At 73.3% G+C, this 18,182-nt stretch carries 16 protein-coding genes and 1 pseudogene; 12 read left to right on the top strand and 5 right to left on the bottom strand.

Annotation, left to right across the window (positions count from 1 at the left end; genetic code table 11):
* The first annotated feature begins 12 nt into the window (after positions 1–12).
* From EDF64_RS13065 to EDF64_RS13100, 8 genes and pseudogenes are all read left to right on the top strand, one after another.
* Complete coding sequence (locus EDF64_RS13065) at positions 13–1,206, top strand: LLM class flavin-dependent oxidoreductase (protein ID WP_133520484.1); 1,194 nt, start codon at positions 13–15, stop codon at positions 1,204–1,206.
* On the top strand, positions 1,203–2,573 hold the full coding sequence (locus EDF64_RS13070) for an NtaA/DmoA family FMN-dependent monooxygenase (RefSeq protein WP_133520418.1): 1,371 nt from the start codon (positions 1,203–1,205) through the stop codon (positions 2,571–2,573). Before EDF64_RS13065 ends, EDF64_RS13070 begins: the two co-directional genes overlap by 4 nt.
* Positions 2,570–3,598: an LLM class flavin-dependent oxidoreductase gene (locus EDF64_RS13075; protein ID WP_133520419.1), complete on the top strand. Its 1,029-nt coding sequence runs from the start codon at positions 2,570–2,572 to the stop codon at positions 3,596–3,598. Before EDF64_RS13070 ends, EDF64_RS13075 begins: the two co-directional genes overlap by 4 nt.
* Complete coding sequence (locus EDF64_RS13080; RefSeq protein WP_133520420.1) at positions 3,595–4,656, top strand: ABC transporter permease; 1,062 nt, start codon at positions 3,595–3,597, stop codon at positions 4,654–4,656. The genes EDF64_RS13075 and EDF64_RS13080 overlap by 4 nt, the downstream gene beginning before the upstream one ends.
* Positions 4,653–5,564, top strand: coding sequence for an ABC transporter permease (locus tag EDF64_RS13085; protein ID WP_133520421.1), 912 nt, complete (start codon positions 4,653–4,655; stop codon positions 5,562–5,564). The genes EDF64_RS13080 and EDF64_RS13085 overlap by 4 nt, the downstream gene beginning before the upstream one ends.
* Positions 5,561–7,234 (top strand): annotated as a pseudogene (locus EDF64_RS18680) (dipeptide ABC transporter ATP-binding protein). Before EDF64_RS13085 ends, EDF64_RS18680 begins: the two are co-directional and overlap by 4 nt.
* On the top strand, positions 7,231–8,856 hold the full coding sequence (locus EDF64_RS13095; RefSeq protein WP_133520422.1) for an ABC transporter substrate-binding protein: 1,626 nt from the start codon (positions 7,231–7,233) through the stop codon (positions 8,854–8,856). The pseudogene EDF64_RS18680 and the gene EDF64_RS13095 overlap by 4 nt, the downstream one beginning before the upstream one ends.
* Positions 8,853–10,031, top strand: coding sequence for an LLM class flavin-dependent oxidoreductase (locus tag EDF64_RS13100; protein ID WP_133520423.1), 1,179 nt, complete (start codon positions 8,853–8,855; stop codon positions 10,029–10,031). The genes EDF64_RS13095 and EDF64_RS13100 overlap by 4 nt, the downstream gene beginning before the upstream one ends.
* Positions 10,032–10,571: 540 nt before the next feature.
* Here EDF64_RS13100 and EDF64_RS13105 read toward each other — a convergent pair.
* The 3 genes from EDF64_RS13105 to EDF64_RS13115 are packed head-to-tail and all read right to left on the bottom strand — an operon-like array spanning position 10,572 to position 13,532.
* The gene (locus EDF64_RS13105; protein ID WP_133520424.1) at positions 10,572–11,621 is read right to left on the bottom strand and encodes a transporter substrate-binding domain-containing protein; all 1,050 of its coding nucleotides are present in this window, start codon (positions 11,619–11,621) and stop codon (positions 10,572–10,574) included.
* Positions 11,622–11,646: 25 nt separating this feature from the next.
* Entirely contained in the window at positions 11,647–12,420 is a 774-nt protein-coding gene (locus EDF64_RS13110; protein ID WP_133520425.1) for an amino acid ABC transporter ATP-binding protein, read from the bottom strand.
* Positions 12,420–13,532, bottom strand: a complete 1,113-nt coding sequence (locus EDF64_RS13115) for an amino acid ABC transporter permease (RefSeq protein WP_133520426.1) — start codon at positions 13,530–13,532, stop codon at positions 12,420–12,422. Before EDF64_RS13115 ends, EDF64_RS13110 begins: the two co-directional genes overlap by 1 nt.
* A 207-nt stretch (positions 13,533–13,739) precedes the next feature.
* Between EDF64_RS13115 and EDF64_RS13120 the strand changes: the two genes are divergently transcribed.
* From EDF64_RS13120 to EDF64_RS13135, 4 genes are all read left to right on the top strand, one after another.
* A complete protein-coding gene (locus EDF64_RS13120; RefSeq protein WP_133520427.1) occupies positions 13,740–13,988 on the top strand; it encodes a DUF4287 domain-containing protein in 249 nt (82 codons plus the stop codon).
* Between the two features lie 96 nt (positions 13,989–14,084).
* Positions 14,085–14,660, top strand: a complete 576-nt coding sequence (locus EDF64_RS13125) for a hypothetical protein (protein WP_133520428.1) — start codon at positions 14,085–14,087, stop codon at positions 14,658–14,660.
* Complete coding sequence (locus EDF64_RS13130; protein WP_133520429.1) at positions 14,657–15,325, top strand: RES family NAD+ phosphorylase; 669 nt, start codon at positions 14,657–14,659, stop codon at positions 15,323–15,325. Before EDF64_RS13125 ends, EDF64_RS13130 begins: the two co-directional genes overlap by 4 nt.
* Before the next feature lie 77 nt (positions 15,326–15,402).
* On the top strand, positions 15,403–16,476 hold the full coding sequence (locus EDF64_RS13135) for a hypothetical protein (protein WP_133520430.1): 1,074 nt from the start codon (positions 15,403–15,405) through the stop codon (positions 16,474–16,476).
* 161 nt (positions 16,477–16,637) lie between these two features.
* Here the strand turns inward: EDF64_RS13135 and EDF64_RS13140 are convergent, their stop codons facing one another.
* Both EDF64_RS13140 and EDF64_RS13145 read right to left on the bottom strand, forming a co-directional pair.
* Positions 16,638–17,201 carry a GIY-YIG nuclease family protein gene (locus tag EDF64_RS13140; RefSeq protein WP_133520431.1) on the bottom strand — a complete coding sequence of 188 codons (564 nt, stop codon included), beginning with the start codon at positions 17,199–17,201 and terminating at the stop codon, positions 16,638–16,640.
* A gap of 67 nt (positions 17,202–17,268) precedes the next feature.
* Positions 17,269–18,114, bottom strand: coding sequence for a siderophore-interacting protein (locus tag EDF64_RS13145; RefSeq protein ID WP_133520432.1), 846 nt, complete (start codon positions 18,112–18,114; stop codon positions 17,269–17,271).
* Positions 18,115–18,182 lie beyond the last annotated feature (68 nt).

The raw sequence follows: 18,182 nt of genomic DNA on the forward strand, positions 1-18,182 counted from the left end.
GAAGCGCACCCCATGCCCGACCGCACCACCCTCGTCACCGCCCTGCAGGGCGCCGGCTGGCACCCCGCCGCCTGGCGCACCGCCGGTCCCGACGCCCACCGCCTCGCGAGCCTCCGGCACTGGCGCGACGTCGTCGTCGAGCAGGACCGCCTCGGCATCGACGCCGTCACCCTCGAGGACTCCTTCACCGCCGGCCCGGCCGACGCCGCCGGCGACCTCGACACCCGGACCGTCGTCGGCCGGCTCGACGCCCTCCTCGTCGCGAACGCGGTCGCCCCGGCGACCCGCTCGCTCGGTCTGGTGCCGACCGTCTCGGTGACGCACACCGAGCCCTTCCACGTCGCCACGGGCCTCCAGACCCTCGACCACGTCTCGCTGGGGCGAGCCGGGTGGCGGATCCAGGTGAGTCCGACGACCCGCGAGGCCGCGCTGTTCGGCCGCCGCCCCGGCGGCGACGACGCGGGCGCCCTGTTCGCCGAAGCACGCGAGGTCGTCGAGGTCGTCGCACGACTCTGGGACAGCTGGGACGACGACGCGATCATCCGCGACGTCACGACGGGCCGCTTCATCGACCGCGACCGCATCCACGGCGCGGCGTTCGAGGGCGCCTCCTTCTCGGTGCACGGCGCGTCGATCGTGCCGCGGTCGCCGCAGGGGCGCCCGCCGGTCTTCGCGCTCGCGCACCGTGCGGACGCCGCCGCGTTCGCCGTCGACGCCGCGGACGTCGCGCTGGTCACGCCCGGGTTCGACGGCCTGGAGGCGCGGGACGCGTTGGCACTCGTCCGTGACGCCGAGCAGACGGCCGGCTCCGACGTCCGCCGTCCGGTGCTCGCGGACCTCGCGGTCCTCATCGGGTCGTCCGCGGCTGCCGCCGCGGACGAGCTCGCGGCGCTCGACGCCGCGGCCGGTGCGCCGTACGCGCTCGGCTCCGGCTCGGACACGACCGTCCTCGCCACCACGGTCGCCGACCTGGTCGACCGGATCGGCGCGCTCCGTGAGCTCGGTTTCGCGGGCGTCCGCCTCCGTCCGCTGCGGATCCCGATCGACTCGACCGCGATCGCCCGGCAGCTCGTCCCCGCCCTCGTCACCGCCGGCCTCCGTGCCGACGTGGCGTCCCGTCCCACCGCCGACCTGCGCACGCGGCTCGGCATCGCACCGGCGGTCAGCCGGTACGCCCGTCCGTCTTCCCTGGGGGTCTCAGCATGAACGCCAAGCGTCAGGTCCACCTCGCCGCTCACTTCCCGGGCGTCAACAACACCACGATCTGGAGCGATGACCGGGCCGAGAGCCAGATCGCGTTCTCGTCGTTCGAGCACTTCGCCCGCAACGCCGAGCGCGGGTTCTTCGACTACCTGTTCCTCGCCGAGGGGCTGCGGCTCCGCGAGCAGAAGGGCCGCATCCACGACCTCGACGTCGTCGGGCGTCCGAACACGCTCGCGATCCTCGCCGCTCTCGCCGGCGTCACCGAGCACATCGGCCTGGTCGGCACGCTGCAGACCACGTTCAACGAGCCGGTGGAGCTGGCGAAGCAGCTCGCCACCCTCGACCACCTCACCGACGGCCGGGCCGGGTGGAACGTGGTGACGAGCTCGGACGCGTTCCACGGCGCGAACTTCCGCCGCGGCGCGTTCCTCGACCACGCCGACCGCTACACGCGCGCCGCCGAGTTCGTCGAGCTGTCGCGTGCGCTGTGGGACTCGTGGGAGCCGGACGCGGTCGTGGCCGACCGTGGCGCGGGCGTCTTCGCCGACCGGTCCCGGATCCACGACGTCGACCACCACGGTCCGCAGTTCGACGTCACCGGCACGTTCCCGGTGCCGCGGAGCCCGCAGGGGCACCCCGTCGTGGTGCAGGCCGGCGACTCCGACGAGGGCCGTGACCTCGCTGCCCGGCACGCCGAGGTGGTCTTCTCGCTGCACACCGAGTTCGTCGACGCGCAGGCGTACTACGCGGACATCACCGACCGTCTCGAGCGGGTGGGGCGCTCGAAGGACGAGCTCCACGTGCTGCCCGGCGCGACGTTCGTGATCGGGTCGACGCCGGCGGACGCCGAGGAACGGTCGCGAGCGATCCGGCGTGCCCAGGTCAGCCCGGCGACGGCGATCGCCTTCCTCGAGCAGGTCTGGAACCGCGACCTGTCGTCGTACGACGTCGACGGCCCGCTGCCCGACGTGGAGCCCGACCTCGACGGCGCCGCGATCACCCGTGGCCGAGCCCGCCACGTGCGGGACGTCCCCGCGCTCGTCCGCGGCTGGCGCGACCGCGCCGAAGCGGAGCGCCTGTCGATCCGCGACCTCGTCATCGAGGTGTCGACCAGGGGCGGGTTCGTCGGCACGCCGTCGCACATCGCCGCCGAGATCGACCGGTACGTGCAGGAGCGCGCGACGGACGGCTTCGTGGTGGTCCCGCACACGAACCCGTACGGACTCGACGAGTTCGTCGACACGGTCGTCCCGCTGCTGCAGGAGCGCGGCGTGTACCGGGAGTCCTACGACGAGGGCGCAACGCTCCGCGAGACCCTCGGTCTGCCGGGGACGATCCGCTCGGCCCGCGGAGCGGGGGTGCTCGCGTGACGGTCCGCAGCCTCGCGATCCTCGTGCCGGGCAACTTCGAGGACGACGCCCCCGTGGACGGTCTCGACGCCACGCTCGGCCTCTTCGAGACAGCCGAGCGCCTCGGCGTCGACGGCGCCTGGGTCCGGCACCGGCACCTCGAGCACGGCATCGGCTCGGCCGCGGTGTTCCTCGCCGCCGCGTCGCAGCGGACCACCCGCATCGAGCTCGGTGTCGCCGTCGTCCCGATCGGGTGGGAGAGCCCGTTCCGGCTGGCGGAGGACTTCTCGCTCGCCGACGTCCTGTCGCACGGACGCGTCCAGGTCGGGCTGTCGACCAGCTCGCCGCACGAGGACGTCCTCGGCGACCTGGTGTTCGACGGCGACTGGCGCTCCTTCGACCGCGGGTACGGCCGGGTGACCCGCTTCGTCGACAACCTGCGCGGGACGTACCTCGGCGACGAGGACACCGTCATCCAGAGCCCCGGCGCCGTCCAGCGTCCCCGGCTGCAGCCGTACGCCCCCGGGCTCGTCGACCGGGTCTGGTACGGCGGCGGGTCGCTCCGCTCGGCGGCCTTCGCGGGCAGCGCCGGGCTGAACCTGCTCATCGGCAACCTCACGTCCGGCGAGGGCACCGACGACTACGGCACCGCGCAGCGGAACCAGCTCGCCGCGTACCGTGCGGCGCTGCCCGTCGGCCGCGCGCCCCGGGTCGCCTGGGGGCGCTGCGTGGTGCCGACGGACTCCGCCGACCGGGTCTCGCGCGAGCGCTACCGGGCCTGGTACGAGTCGCGGCTCGCCCGGCAGGCCGGGCCGCAGGGCCCGCGGCGCACGCTGTTCTCCGCCGACCTGGTCGGGCCGGCCGAGCAGATCGTCGAGCAACTCGTGCACGACGCCACACTCGCCGAGGTCGACGAGTTCCGGGTCGAGCTGCCCTACGAGTTCGCCGGTGACGAGTACGAGCAGATCGTCGCGGACGTGGTCGCGAAGGTGGCGCCCGAGCTCGGCTGGAGCGCGCACCGGCAGCCGGAGGTGATCGCCGCGTGACCCGCTACGTGCTCGCCCGGATCGGGCAGGCCGTGCTCGTGCTCTGGGCGGCCTGGACGATCTCGTTCTTCGTCCTCTACGTGCTGCCGAGCGACCCGGCGCGGATCATGCTCGGTCCCGACGCCACCGACGTCACGGCGGCGCAGCTCGACGCGCTCCGGCACCGGTACGGACTCGACCAGCCCGTGCTCGTGCAGTACGTGCAGCACCTCGGGTCGCTGCTGACCGGCGACCTCGGTCGGTCCATCGGCGTCGGCCGCCCGGTCACCGAGGTGATCGGCGAAGCGGTCGGCCCCACGGTGCAGATCGCCGTCGCCGGACTGCTGCTCGCGGTCGTGTTCGGCGGAGGCCTGGCGGTGCTGGCGACCTGGACGCGGAACCGTGCGTTCGGCCAGTTCCTCCTCTCGCTGCCCCCGATCGGCGTCGCCGTCCCCGGGTTCTGGTTCGCGCTCCTGCTCGTGCAGTGGTTCTCGTTCGGACTCCACGTCTTCCCGGCGTTCGGCGGCGAGGGGCCGGCGTCCGTCGTCCTGCCCGCGATCACCCTCGCGCTGCCGACCGGGGCGACGATCGCCCAGCTGCTGTCGAAGTCGCTCGTGCAGACGCTCCGCGAGCCGTACGTCGACACCGCCTACGCCAAGGGTGCGGGTCGCTGGCGCGTGCAGCTCCGGCACGCGCTGCGGAACGCCGCACTGCCGGCGCTGACCGTCACCGGGCTCATCGTCGGGCAGCTGTTCTCCGGCACCGTCGTGACCGAGACCGTGTTCTCACGCCCGGGGCTCGGCCGTGTCACCGCGACCGCCGTGCAGGGCCAGGACATCCCCGTCGTCCAGGGCATCGTGCTCGTCGCGGCGGCGGTCTTCGTCGTCGCGAACCTCGTCGTCGACCTGGTGTACCCGCTGCTCGACCCGCGCGTCGTCCTGGCCGGCAGCCGTCGGCGGCTCCGCGAGCAGGACGGCGCGGGCGCCGGGACGACGCCGGGCGCGACCGCCGGGTCCACCACGACGCCGGGCGCGACCCCCGGGTCCACCACGACCGCACCCCAGGGAGCCCCCGCATGACCGACACCACCCAGCTCGCCCTCGGCCGCCCCGGCGTGCTCGTCGCCGACGGTGTCCCCGGCTCGCCCGGCGTCCGCAGTGGGGCGACCGCGGCGCTCCGCACCCTCGCCGCCCGCCCGACCCTGACCGTGGCTGCCGTCTGGCTCGCCCTGGTCGTCCTCGCCGCGGTGCTGCCGGGCGTCCTCACGCACCACGACCCGCTGGCCGCCGACCCCGCCGCGAAGCTCACCGCGCCGGACGCCGCGCACTGGTTCGGGACCGACCAGCTCGGCCGCGACCTGTACTCCCGGGTCGTGCACGGCACCGCACTCACGCTGCAGGCCGCGGTCCTCGCGATCGTCATCGGCCTGGTGGGCGGGTCGGTCGTCGGACTCGTCGCCGGGTTCGTCGGCGGGGTCGTGGACACCGTCCTCATGCGCCTGGCCGACGTCCTGCTCGCGATCCCGAGTCTGCTGCTCTCGCTGACGATCGTCACCGTGCTCGGCTTCGGCACCGTCAACGTCGCCGTGGCGGTCGGCGTCGCGAGCATCGCCACCATCGCCCGGATCATGCGGTCCGAGGTCGTCCGGGTCCGCACCGCGGCGTTCGTCGAGGCGGCGTCGGCGAACGGGAACCGCTGGTGGCGCGTGCTGGCCGTGCACGTCCTGCCGAACGCGGCCGGCCCCGTCGTCGTCCTCGCCGCGCTCGAGTTCGGCACGGCGATCCTCGCCGTCTCGAGCCTGAGCTTCCTCGGCTACGGTGCCCAGCCGCCGGCTCCGGAGTGGGGGTCGCTCGTCTCGACCGGCCGCGACTTCATCGCCACCTCGTGGTGGCTGACCACCATCCCGGGTCTCGTCATCGCGGTCACGGTCCTCGCCGGCAACCGCATCGCACGGGCCCTCGACACCGAACGGCGGGCCGTCCGATGAGCCTCCTCAGCATCCGCGACCTGACGGTCGCCTACGGTCGCGGCCGAGCCACACGCACCGCGCTGCACGGGATCTCGCTCGACGTCGGTCGCGGGGAACGCGTCGCGATCGTCGGCGAGTCCGGTTCGGGCAAGTCGACGACGGCGCACGCAGTCCTCCGGCTCCTGCCCGCAGCGGCAGCCCTGACTGGAGGCACGGTGCGGCTCTCCGGGGCGGCCGCCGGTACCGCGGACCTCGACCTGGTCACCGCGTCCGACGCCGCCGTGCGCTCGGTGCGCGGGCTGCGGATCGGGTTCGTCCCGCAGGACCCCACCGTCTCGCTCAACCCGGTGACCCGGATCGGCACCCAGGTCGCCGAGGTGCTCCGGATCCACGGGCTCGCCACGCGCGCCGAGGCCGCGGACCGGGCCGTCGAGGAGCTCCGTCGCGCCGGCATCGACCGCCCGGAGCTCCGTGCGCGGCAGTACCCGCACGAGCTGTCCGGCGGCATGCGACAGCGCGTCCTCATCGCGATCGCGCTCATCGGCGACCCGGAGCTGCTCGTCGCCGACGAGCCGACGAGCGCCCTCGACGTCACCGTGCAGCGGACGATCCTCGACCACCTCGACCGACTCGTCGCCGAGCGCGGCACGAGCGTCCTCTTCATCACGCACGACCTCGGGGTCGCCGCCGACCGGGCCGACCGCATCGTCGTGATGTCCGAGGGGCGGATCGTCGAGCAGGGCACACCCGCCGAGGTGCTCGACGCACCCCGCGAGGCGTACACGCGTGCACTGATCTGAGCGGCGCCCAGTCTCGACGACGTGCGCGGATCCGTGGGAGCCGCACCGCGCCTCCCGGCCGTCACCGGCACGCCCCTCGTGATCGCGACCGGACTGCGGAAGTCGTTCGACCGCGTGACCGCCGTCGACGGGGTGGACGTGACCGTCCCGCGGGGCCGGACGCTCGCGCTCGTGGGGGAGTCCGGCTCCGGGAAGTCGACGACCGCGCGCCTCGTCCTCGGACTCGAGCGACCCGACGCGGGGACCGTGCGGTTCGACGGCAGCGACGTGACGGGCGCCCGTGGCGGCACGCTCCGGGCGTACCGGCGACGCGCGCAGATCGTGCAGCAGAACCCCTACGCGGCCCTGCACCCGCGCCTGTCGGTCGGGTCGATCATCGCGGACCCGCTCGCCGCGTTCGGCGTCGGGACCCGGCGCTCCCGGCAGGCGCGCGCCGCGGAGTTGCTCGACCTCGTGGCGCTGCCCGCGTCGGCGGCGGCACGTCGACCGTCGGAGCTGTCGGGCGGCCAGCGGCAGCGCGTCGCCATCGCACGTGCGCTCGCGCTCGACCCGTCGTTCGTCGTCCTCGACGAGCCCGTCTCCGCGCTCGACGTGTCCGTCCAGGCGCAGATCCTCGACCTGCTCGCGTCGCTGCAGGAGACGCTCGGCGTCTCGTACCTGTTCATCTCGCACGACCTCGCCGTCGTCCGGCGCATCGCCCACGAGGTGTCCGTCCTCCGGGGCGGGCGCGTCGTGGAGCACGGCGGTGTCGCCGACGTCCTCCACCACCCGCAGCACGAGTACACCCGTGCCCTGCTCGACGCGATCCCCGGACGATCCCGGCGCGTCGCACCCGACCCCGCAGGCGTCGTCGTCGACGGCGCAGCCGCACCCGAAGGAGTCTCATGACCATCCACCGCACCCCGATCCGTCTGGTGGCCGCGATCGCGGCCGGCACCGCGGCGGCCCTGGTGATGGCCGGCTGCTCGTCGGGCAGCACCGCGTCGTCGTCCTCGTCGTCGAAGCCCGTCGACGGCGGTTCGCTCACCTACGCCGTCGCGAACGACCCCATCACGCTGAACCCCTCGGGTGTCGGCGCCGGCAACGACACGCTCGCGATCACCCGCCAGCTCGTCGACTCGCTGCTCTGGCAGGACCCGTCGGACGGGTCGCTCAAGCCGTGGCTGGCGACGAAGTACTCGGCCAACGCGGACGCCACCGCCTTCACGTTCGACCTGCGCTCCGGCGTGACGTTCTCGGACGGCACGGCGCTCGACGCCACGGCCGTGAAGGACACCTTCGACGACATCGCCGCCGCCGGAGCCACCAGCACCGCCGCGGCGTACTTCTCCGGGTACCAGGAGACGAAGGTCATCGACGACGACACCGTCGAGGTCGACTTCACGACGCCGAACGCCGCGTTCCCGAACGCCACCGCGTCGGTCGCGCTCGGCATCGTCGCGCCGAAGACCACCGAGACGCCGTTCGACGACCGGGCCGACGGCAAGGCCGTCATCGGGACCGGGCCGTTCACGCTGTCGTCCTACACGAAGAACACCTCCACCGTCCTCACGAAGCGGAAGGGCTACGACTGGGGTCCCGCCGCGCGGTCGAACACCGGTGCGGCGCACCTGTCCAAGGTGACGTTCCAGGTCGTCCCCGAAGCCAGCGTCCGCACCGGCAGCCTGCAGTCCGGTCAGCTCGACGCCATCAGCAGCGTGCAGCCGAGCGACGTCGACACGCTGCAGTCGCAGTACGAGCTCGTCACCCGCGCCAACCCCGGGCAGGTGTTCGGCCTCACGTTCAACCAGAAGCGCCCGCTGGTGTCCGACCTCGTCGTCCGCAAGGCGATCGCGCAGGCCGTCGATCCGAAGACCGTGCGGGACACGTCCCTGAACGACCTGTTCAAGGTCGCGAACTCGGTGCTCGGCTCGACGACCCCCGGCCACGTGGACACGTCGTCGTCGATCGAACACGACCCCGCGGCCGCAGCCGCGGCGCTGCAGGACGCCGGGTGGGAGAAGGGCTCGGACGGCATCCGCGCGAAGGACGGCAAGAAGCTGCAGCTCACGCTCATCTGGATCACGAACTTCGGGCCGAACCAGACCTCGCTCGAACTCATCCAGCAGGAGCTGAAGAAGGTCGGCATCGGCCTGACCCTCGAGAGCGGCACCGTGCCGCAGTACCTCGCCAACACCACCAGCGGCGACTGGGACCTGGCGTGGGACAACAGCTCGCGAGCCGACGGGGACGTGCTCCGCTCGAAGTTCTCGAGCGCCGGAGCACAGTCGATCGGTGCGTCCGACACCACGCTCGACGCGCTCTTCACCCAGGAGCTGTCGCAGTCCGACCCCGCCGAGCGCGCGAAGACCTTCGCGTCGATCCAGCAGCGGATCGCCTCACAGGTCGACTTCGTGCCGGTGCACGAGCTCACGAGCATCATCGCCACGGCGAAGGACGTGCACGGCATCGCGTTCGGCGCGGACACCCGGCTCGACCAGCTCACCGGCACGTGGAAGGACGCATCGTGAGCGGCCCCCTCGAGCCGCGGGCGGTCCCGCTGTCGATCCTCGATCTCGCGCCGGTGTCGGCGGGCTCCACCGCCGCGGCCGCTCTGCGCAACACCGTCGACCTCGCCAGGCGCGCCGAGCAGGCCGGGTACGCCCGGTACTGGCTCGCCGAGCACCACCTCAACTCCGGGGTGGCCGGCAGCGCGCCGACCATCGTGATCGGGGCGGTGGCCGGCGCGACCTCGACGATCCGGGTCGGGAGCGCCGCGACGCTCGTCGGCAACGTCCGGGGGCTGCAGATCGCCGAGACCTTCGGCACCCTCGCCGCGCTCTACGGGCCGCGGATCGACCTCGGGCTCGGGCGCTCGGGTGCGCCGGCCCCCGGCACCCCGAAGTCCCCGTCGCTCGCGCCGCGCGAGGACGAGGTCGTCGACGGTCTCCTCATCCCGGCGCCGTTCGACTTCCGGATCGCGCCCGGCAGTCGGTTCGCACTGCAGGGGGAGCTGCTCGGCCGGGTGCCCGGCGACGTGGACCGGTTCGAGGGAGAGCTCGACCTCATCCGTGAGCTGTTCGCCGGCACGTGGTCGCGGGACGGCACGGTCGTCGAGGCCCCGCCCGCCGCCGGAGCACCCGTCGAGCTGTGGATCCACGGCTCGACCGGCGGCGCGAGTGCCCGTGCGGCGGGTGCGCTCGGACTGCCGTACGGCGCGAACTACCACACGTCCCCGGGCACGGTGCTGGCGTCGGTGCAGGCGTACCGAGATGCCTTCCGCCCGGGAGTCCTCGACGCCCCGCACGTCATCGTCTCGGCGGACGTGGTCGTCGGCCGCACCGCCGCGGAGGCCGCGGAGCTCGCCCTCGGCTACGGCCAGTGGGTGCACTCGATCCGCTCCGGGGTCGGGGCGATCGAGTACCCGACGCCGGCATGGGCGCGGGAGCACCCGCTCGCCGCCGCCGACGAGGCCTCGGTCGCGGATCGTCTCGCGACCCGGTTCGTCGGCGACGCGGGGTCGGTGGCGGACCAACTCGAGACGCTGCAGCGCGTGACCGGAGCGGACGAGCTGCTCGTCACGACGATCACGCACGACCACGAGGCGCGGGTGCGTTCGTACGAGTTGCTCGCGGAGGAGTGGGCGGCGCGCGCGTCGTCGCCCGCCGCGGCGTCGCCCGGTGCGGCGGAGGCTGCGGTGGGCTGACGCGGCTGTCCTTGCGTGTGCGTGTTCCGACGTCCCACGAGTCGATCGACTCGTGGGACGTCGTTCGTTGCGCACGCATCCGGTGCGTGTGCATGGTGCGACGTTGCGCGTGTCGATCGACTGGTGGGGTGTCGTTCGTTGCGTGTGCATGGTGCGACACGGCCGGCGTCGTACGACGTACGTGTTGTCGTTGCCCCGCGTCCGCGACGGTGCGCGCGTGCATGGTGCGACTCCGTCGACGTCGTACGACGTGCGCGTTGTCGCTGCCCCGCGTCCGCGATGGTGCGCGTGTGCACGGTGCGACTCCGTTGACGTCGTACGACGTACGCGTTGTCGTTGCCCCGCGTTCGCGATGGTGCGCGTGTGCACGGTGCGACTCCGTCGACGTCGTACGACTGCGACGGTGTCGTTCGGCGTCGGGACGCCCGCGCCCCCACGCCCGCACCCGCACGCACGACACCCCGCACGCACGACGCCCTCCCACGCACGACACCCCCGCGGCCAGGACGGCCACGGGGGTGTCGGACAGGGCGTGCGGGGTCAGCTGGCGTCGAGCGGCAGGCCCTCCGGGTTGAGCTCGGACTGCTTCACGGCCTCGTTCGACAGGTTGTAGGCCGTGAGCCACTTGGCGTAGGTGCCGTCGTCGATGAGCTCGTTGATCGCGCCCTGCACCGGCGCGGCCAGCCCGTTGCCCTTCTTGGTCGTCGCCGCGATGAGCCCCTGCAGCGAGCCGCCGGCGCCGGAGTACGTCCCCGCGGTCGTCGTCGCCTTCGCCGTCCCCGCGTTCTGCTTGTTCTGGTACGCGATGGTCGGATTCGGGCCGAGGTAGCCGTCGACCTTGCCGGACTGCACGGCGAGCAGCTTCGCGTTGGCGTCCGGGTAGTACTTCACCGTGATGGTCTTGCCCTCCTTCGCGAGGTCGGCCTTCCACCCGAGCAGGATCTTCTCCTGGTTCGTGCCGGAGTCCGTCGCGATCGTCTTGCCGGCGAGCACGGACGGGTCGCCGTCGAACGTGAGCGAGCTGCCCTTCTTGACCTGCAGGGCGAGGTTGTCCTGCCGGTACGAGGCGAAGTCGTACTTCTCCTTGCGCTGCTCGGTGACGGTGATGTTCGACAGCCCGACGTCGGTCGAACCGCCGTCGATGCCCACGAAGAGGTTGTCCCACGTCGCGTTCTTCACCTGCGGTTCGAGCCCGAGCTTCGCGGCGACGAGTCGGCCCAGGTCGGGTTCCGAGCCCGTGAGCGTCTTCTGGTCGTCGCCGGTGAACGCGAGCGGCGGGTACCCGGACGGCAGGGCACCGATGCCGATGACGAGCGTGCCGGACTTCTTGATCGAGGCCGGGAGCTCGTCGTGCAGCTTCGAGTCCTCGGCGACGCGGACCTTCGTCTCGGTCGCCGCGCCGTTCGACGCAACTCCGATCGTGACGGTGCCGTCGGACGAGCCCGAGCCCGAGCCCGAGCCCGAGCCGGAGCCGGAGCCGGTACCGGCGTTCGCGTTCGCGGCGCAGCCGGCCAGGGCGACGACGACTCCGGCGGCGAGGACGAGGGCGCCGGCGCGGTGCCGCCAGCGGGAGGGGGTGATCGGGGACATGGTTCTCCTGAGGGTGGGGGGATGGTCAGCGGACGCGGGACAGGAAGTCCCGCGTGCGCGGGTGCTGCGGGTCGTCGATGAGCTGCTCGGGCGGCCCCTGCTCGACGACGCGGCCGTGGTCGAGGAACACCACGTGGTCGGCGACCTCGCGGGCGAACGCGACCTCGTGCGTGACGATGACGAGCGTGGTGCCGGACTCGGCGAGTGCCCGGATGACGCCGAGCACCTCGCCGACGAGTTCCGGGTCGAGCGCCGAGGTGGGCTCGTCGAGCAGCACCACCGACGGTTCGAGCGCGAGCGCACGGGCGATGGCCACGCGCTGCTGCTGTCCGCCGGAGAGCTGCCGCGGTCGGGTGTCGGCGCGGTCCCCGAGGCCGACGCGGTCGAGCAGCTCCCGGGCGCGTGCACGAGCGGTGGCACGGTCGACGCCGGCGGCGATCGGCCCCTCGGCGACGTTCTCGAGCGCGGTGAGGTGCGGGAACAGGTTGAAGTGCTGGAACACGAACCCGATCCGGGAGCGCTGCCGCAGGATGAGCCGTTCGGGCAGTTCCCTGTACCGGTGGAGCCCGTCACGCCCGGTGCGGACGCGGACGCCGATGGTCTCGCCGCCGACGGTCACGACGCCGCGGTCGAGCGGCTCGAGGTGGTTGATCGCCCGGAGCAGCGTGGACTTGCCCGACCCGGACGGGCCGAGGACCGCGGTGACGCTGCCGGCGGGGAGTGCGAGGTCGATCCCGTCGACCACGACGTTCTCGCCGAAGGCCTTGACGGCACCGTGGATGCCGATCGCCGCGCCCATCAGACGGCCCGGTCGTTCGTGGTCGAGGTGCCGGACGCGACCGCCCGCGCTGCCGCTGCGGCCTGCGCGCGGCGATCCGCGCCTCCAGGCCCGCCGTCGGAACCGGGCGGACCGCCGCGCCGCACCGCCGTGCGCACCCGCTGCCAGGGTGTCGGCGGCAACGCCCGGACGGAACCGCGGGCCGTCCACCGCTCGACGTAGTACTGCACGATCGACACCGCGCTGGTGAGCACGAGGTACCAGATCGTGGCGACGACGAGCAGCGGGATGATGTCCGTCGGGTAGGTGCTCGACAGGTTCTGCACGACGCCGAACAGGTCGAGCAGCGAGACGTAGAAGAGCAGCGACGAGGCCTTGAGCAGGCCGACGACCTGGTTGACGAACGCCGGCACGATGGACCGCAGCGCCTGCGGCAGGATCACGCGGACGAACTGTCGCCGACGGGGGAGGCCGAGTGCCTGCGCGGCCTCGTGCTGCCCGTGGTCGACAGCGAGCACACCGGCGCGGACGATCTCCGACGCGTAGGCGATCTCGCTGAGGCTCAGCCCGATCACGCCGATCGCCAGGTCGCCGAGGACGTTGGCGGTCGGCACCTCGAACTGCGGCCCGAAGGGGATCCCGATGCCGATGGTCGGGTACAGCGACCCGAGGTTGTACAGGAAGACGAGCACGAGGATGAGCGGCACCGACCGGAACAGCCACACGTACCCCCACGCGAGTCCGGACAGCACCGGGTTCCGTGAGAGCCGTGCGATCGCGACGACCACACCGCCGGCGAAGCTGATCACCGCGCTCAGCGCCGTCGCCGTCAGCGTCAGCTGCAGTCCGGTGAGGACGGCCGGGCTGAACAGCCACTTGCCGACGGCGGGCCAGCCCCACTGCTCGTTCGTGAAGAGCGTCTCGACGAAGTTCAGCAGCACGACGAGCACGAGGGCCGCGGCGATCCACCGCAGCGGGTGGCGCAGCGGCACGACGGGGCGGTCGAGTGCGGCGCGTCCGGCCGCGTCGATGGTCGCGTCCTCCGGCCTGGAGGCGCGGTGCGCGTCGTCCGCTCGGCTTCCGGTTCCGACGCCGGTCGCGCTGCGTCCGGGTGCCTCGGTGATCTCGGTCATGCGGCGACGGTAGAAGGGGTCGGCTGCCCCGACAACGCCGTCCGCAACACTCCGGCACGCGGCGGAACACGACGTCACGGGGGCGTCGTCGATGACGTTCCGTGACGCGGGCGGGCGCTGTCCTGACGATGCCCGCTCGGGTCGCTGTCCTGACGGTGCCCGCTCGGTCACTGTCCCGACGTTGCGGGGCGCGCTACTGTGACGCGCATGACCGCACACCGTGTGACCGCTCCGGAGCCGCCGGCCGACGGCGTCACGCCGAAGGGGCCGGCGTCGTACTTCCCGAGCATCGAGAAGACGTACGGGCGTCCGGTGCAGGAGTGGCTCGACCTCGTGGCCGACCGGCTCGACGACCACCAGCACATGGAGGTCGTCGTGTGGCTGAAGTCGGAGCACGGCCTGGGTCACGGTCACGCGAACGCCCTCGTCGCGTACGTCCGGCACGCGCTGGCCTGATCGGCACGCCTTCCGCCTGTTCGTGGTCGTCATCAGGTTGACACGGTTGTCGTCCCCGCGAGACAATCGGTTGACACGGTTGACAGGAGGCCGAACATGGCGACGACCGAACGGGTCCGCACCGATCGTGCGGCGGGGACGCGCGGGAGCGACCGCACGACCCTGAGCCCCACCGAGGAAGCCCTGATCGACGCCCTCCGTGGCCGGATCCTCGGCGGCCGCGCCGACGGTGCCCTCGACACCGGTGCCGACGTCGAGCTGCTCGCCGACCGCATGGTCGCCGCGCTGCCCACCGTGAAGCACGAGGCGGACGCCCTCATCGGCCCGTTCTACGACACACCGACCCTGGCGGCCTGGCGCGGGGTGACCCGGCAGGCGCTCAGCAAGGCCACCGCCAAGCGCGACCTGATCGGCCTGAAGATCGGTGACGGCAGCCTGGTGTTCCCGTCCTTCCAGTTCGGCGTCTCCGGGGCGCCGCTGCCGAACCTCCGCCAGGTGCTCGCGCTCATCGACCCCGACCGCATCGACCCGTGGGGCAGCGCGCTCTGGCTCAACACCGAGGCCGAGGAGTTCGGCGGGACGACCGCCGCGCAGGCGCTCCGCGACGGCCGCGACGAGCAGGTGCTCGCCGCCGCACGCCGCGCCGCGCACGCCTGGGCAGCGGACGCGTGAGCCCGAGCCGGAACGAGGTCGCCCAGCGCCCGCCGCGGGACGACCTCGACCTCTCCGACTTCCCCGCCGAGGAATCGCGCGGCACCACCTTCTACCGGGCGAAGCGACACGACCGCGGCACGTGGTGGTTCGCGAGCACCGAGCCGGACGCCGACGGGGTCGACGGCGGCCGGTTCGACCTCGCCGTCCCGCGGGGCACCTGCTACTGGGCCGACGCGGTCGAGGTCGCCGTGCGGGAGCGTCTGGCGCACCACGTCCTCACGACCAACACGGTGTTCACCGCCCGTGCACGCGAGATGGTGGTCGTCGCGGCCCGGGCCTCGCGCGGTCGCCGGTTCGCCGACGTCACGCACCCGGCCGCGGTGCGGTTCGGGGTGGGCGCGGAGCTCCAGACGATGGGGGACTACCGCGTGCCGCAGGCCTGGGCGCGGGCGTTCGACGCCGCCGGGTTCGCCGGTGTCCGCTACAGCACGCGGTTCACGAGCGCCACCGCGGCCAACGCCTGGGCGGTGTTCGGCGCGGCCGGCGTCCCCAAGCGGCCGCGACCGGAGCGGGTGCACCGCGACGGCGTGACCGCGTGCCGTGAGTCCGGCATCCGGGTCCTCGACGACGGTTCCGACGCCGGACCCGAGCGGTTCACGTTCGCCACGCCACCTGCCGAGTGAGCCGAGGCGGGCCTGGTGCGCCCGGCGGAGACGCGGCGGTGCGGCGGTGTGTCGGTGGTCCTGCCTAGCGTGACAGCGTGGCCGAACCCGTCGACGCGTGGTGGCGCCGCCGACAGTGGTCGCGCGGCGTGGCGGTGCCGTACGCCGTGGGGGAGTTCCGCGGCGACTGGGCCTCGTACCCGGTGCTCATCCGCCAGTACCACCCCGACTGGAACCACGGCGTCGTCCTCACCCAGATCCCACCCGCGGCCGAGGTCCTGCTGACCTGGGAGTGCGACGTCGGCCACGTCTTCGTCGCCACCCCGGCCGAGCAGCGGTCCCGCCCCGGTCGCGAGCGTCGCCGCTCGGTCTGGTGCCCGGAGTGTGCGGTGCAGGCGCAGCCCCAACGTTGGCCGGTCCTGCCCGAGGACTGGCCCGAAAGTGTCCCCGTGCCGCAGCGGGTCGTCCGGGTCGCCGGTCGGCAGACGCTGCCCGCGGCCCCGTCGCGCGGCTTCGGAGCGCGGACCCCCACGGCGGGTGCGCCGCCGATGGGCATGCCCGCGGCGAGTACGCCTGCGGCGGGTGCGTCCGCAGCGGGTGCGCCGGCGGCGGGCGCGGTGCCGTCGGGTGCGTTCGCCTCGACTCGTGCGCGATCCCGGCGCCCCGACATCGGTGCACCGCGGCGTCCGAAGCAGTCCGTGCCGCGGACGATCTGCCCGAAGACCCCGCGGCTGCCCTCGGGGGACTCGTTCACGAGCGTGTGCGCCCCCGCGACGGCGTCCGCGGTCGAGGCCGAGCTCCGTGCCGCCCTGTCCGAACGGTTCGAGTTCACGTTCGACCACTCCGCGATCCGGCTCGACCGGCCGTTCTTCGACCACGTCGAGGCCTGGCCGGACGTCATCCTGCCGGAGCTCCGCGTCGCCATCGAGTACGACTCGACGGGCAGGCACGGGCTCGAGCACGTCGGGCCCCGGCAGGAGACCGACCGCCGGAAGGACCGTGCCGTGCGCGGCGTCGGGTGGGAGGTCGTGCGCATCCGAACCGGACGGCTCCCGGCGCTCGGGCCCTACGACCTCGAGGTCTCCGGCATCTCCGGCCGGACCATCGCCCGGCTGACCGACACCCTGCGCGAGATCCGCGGCGCCCTCTTCGTCGACGCCTACGCCCGCTGACCGATCCCTCGCACAACCGAAGTGCGTCCGAACCGCGCACCGCCGTGGTTCGGGCGCACTTGCGTTGTGCGGGCCGCACGGCAGCGCGGCAGCACCGCGCACGCCGACGTCGCGCGACACGACCGGGCGACCACGCGCGCGCTCGCGCGCCCGCGCGCGCCTCACCCCCGGAGCGCCAGCGCCTCGCTCGTCCACCGGGCGTGCAGCGCCCACGGGTCGCTCACCCCGGCGGCCACGACGGCGACGTGCTCGAGCAACTCCGGCGTCACCCGGAACCACTCCGTCCCCGGGTACCGCGTCGCCGCGAACCGGGCGTGCCGCCGCCGCTCGAGTGTCCGGTCGCCGCGCTCGAGCCCGAGGAGCTCCTGGTGCGGGATCGCCGCGAGCCGCTGCCGCGGGTTCGTCGTGGTGCCGATCTTGATCCGGTCGCCGAAGTCGTCGCGCATCCGCAGGTAGTAGACGACGTCGACGCGGGGCGGAGCGAGGTCGCCGTCCGGCACGTCCCCGTACCGCCACTCGCAGGTCGCGCACACGGCGGCCGACGGGTAGCGCACACCGATCCGCGAGCCGCAGACCGGGCACGGTCCGGGCAGCGCATCCTCGACGCCGACGTGCTCGGCGCCGAACTCGGTCACCAGCGTGACGTGCCCGGCGCAGAGCGGCACGGGGGACCCGGGGAGGTGCGCCGCGTCGCATCCGGGCACGCAGCACGAGAGGGCGACCATGCCCGGAACGCTAGCCGGACCCACCGACGCGAGCCGCGCCTCCAGGAACGGGAGGACGCCGAGCGGCTCAGTCCGTGAAGATGACGCCGATCGGTTCGCGCTTCTCCTCTTGGAACTCGTCCTCGCCGCGGCCGAGCGCCCAGTAGGCCGACAGCGACATCTCGGACTTCTCGAGCCCCCAGTCGTCCTGCAGCAGCCGACGGATCGCCTTCATCGCGGTCCGCTCGCCGTGTGCGAAGACCTGGACGGGCCGGGAGGCGCGGGGGAGTCCCCGAGCGGCCTCCAGCAGGAGCGTGCCCGGCTGTGCGCCGGTGGCGTCGCGGTGCAGCCACCGCAGGTCGACCCCGGTCGGGTGCGCGATGCGCTGCTCGTCGGCGGGACCGGCCACCTCGACCAGGGCGACGCCCGTGGCGGAATCGGGCAGGGCCTCCAGGGCGGCGGAGATCGCGGGCAGCGCGCTGTCGTCACCGAGCAGCACGTGCGTGACGGCCGGGTCGGCGGAGGGCGCGTACCCGCCACCCGGACCGGACAGTGCGAGCAGGTCGCCGGGCTGCGCGGCGGCTGCCCAGGGGCCGGCGAGGCCCTCGTCGCCGTGCACGACGAAGTCGACCGCGATGGTCTTCGCGGCGTGGTCGACGGCACGGACCGTGTAGGTGCGGCGCGCCGGCCGGTCGTGCTTCGGCAGCGTCTCGCGGAGTGCCTCGAGGTCGTACGGCGGCGTCAGGCCGAGCGCCGGCTTGGCGAGCAGGAGCTTGACGTACTTGTCCGTGGCGAGGAGCCGCTCGGGGTCGGCTGCGGCGACGAAGTCGTCGAAGGCGGGGCCACCGAGGTGCACCCGCACCATGTGGGGTGTCAGGCGCTCCGTCCGGTCGACGACGAAGACGTGCTGGGGGCGTTTGGGTTTCGAGCTCATCGCAGGTGAGCTTCCTCTCTCGACTTCCGGACCCGCTGTGCTTGACGTCCGGTCTACTGAGGTTAGCC

Origin of the sequence: Curtobacterium flaccumfaciens, from assembly GCF_004361695.1 — a bacterium.
GTDB lineage: Bacteria > Actinomycetota > Actinomycetes > Actinomycetales > Microbacteriaceae > Curtobacterium > Curtobacterium flaccumfaciens_B.

Excerpts from the sequence above, each read along its gene's own strand:
- EDF64_RS13105 (WP_133520424.1), bottom strand. The coding sequence starts at position 11,621 with ATGTCCCCGATCACCCCCTCCCGCTGGCGGCACCGCGCCGGCGCCCTC.
- EDF64_RS13125 (WP_133520428.1), top strand. The coding sequence starts at position 14,085 with ATGGCGACGACCGAACGGGTCCGCACCGATCGTGCGGCGGGGACGCGC.
- EDF64_RS13070 (WP_133520418.1), top strand. The coding sequence starts at position 1,203 with ATGAACGCCAAGCGTCAGGTCCACCTCGCCGCTCACTTCCCGGGCGTC.
- EDF64_RS13095 (WP_133520422.1), top strand. The coding sequence starts at position 7,231 with ATGACCATCCACCGCACCCCGATCCGTCTGGTGGCCGCGATCGCGGCC.
- EDF64_RS13065 (WP_133520484.1), top strand. The coding sequence starts at position 13 with ATGCCCGACCGCACCACCCTCGTCACCGCCCTGCAGGGCGCCGGCTGG.
- EDF64_RS13110 (WP_133520425.1), bottom strand. The coding sequence starts at position 12,420 with ATGGGCGCGGCGATCGGCATCCACGGTGCCGTCAAGGCCTTCGGCGAG.
- EDF64_RS13145 (WP_133520432.1), bottom strand. The coding sequence starts at position 18,114 with ATGAGCTCGAAACCCAAACGCCCCCAGCACGTCTTCGTCGTCGACCGG.
- EDF64_RS13115 (WP_133520426.1), bottom strand. The coding sequence starts at position 13,532 with ATGACCGAGATCACCGAGGCACCCGGACGCAGCGCGACCGGCGTCGGA.
- EDF64_RS13085 (WP_133520421.1), top strand. The coding sequence starts at position 4,653 with ATGACCGACACCACCCAGCTCGCCCTCGGCCGCCCCGGCGTGCTCGTC.
- EDF64_RS13140 (WP_133520431.1), bottom strand. The coding sequence starts at position 17,201 with ATGGTCGCCCTCTCGTGCTGCGTGCCCGGATGCGACGCGGCGCACCTC.
- EDF64_RS13120 (WP_133520427.1), top strand. The coding sequence starts at position 13,740 with ATGACCGCACACCGTGTGACCGCTCCGGAGCCGCCGGCCGACGGCGTC.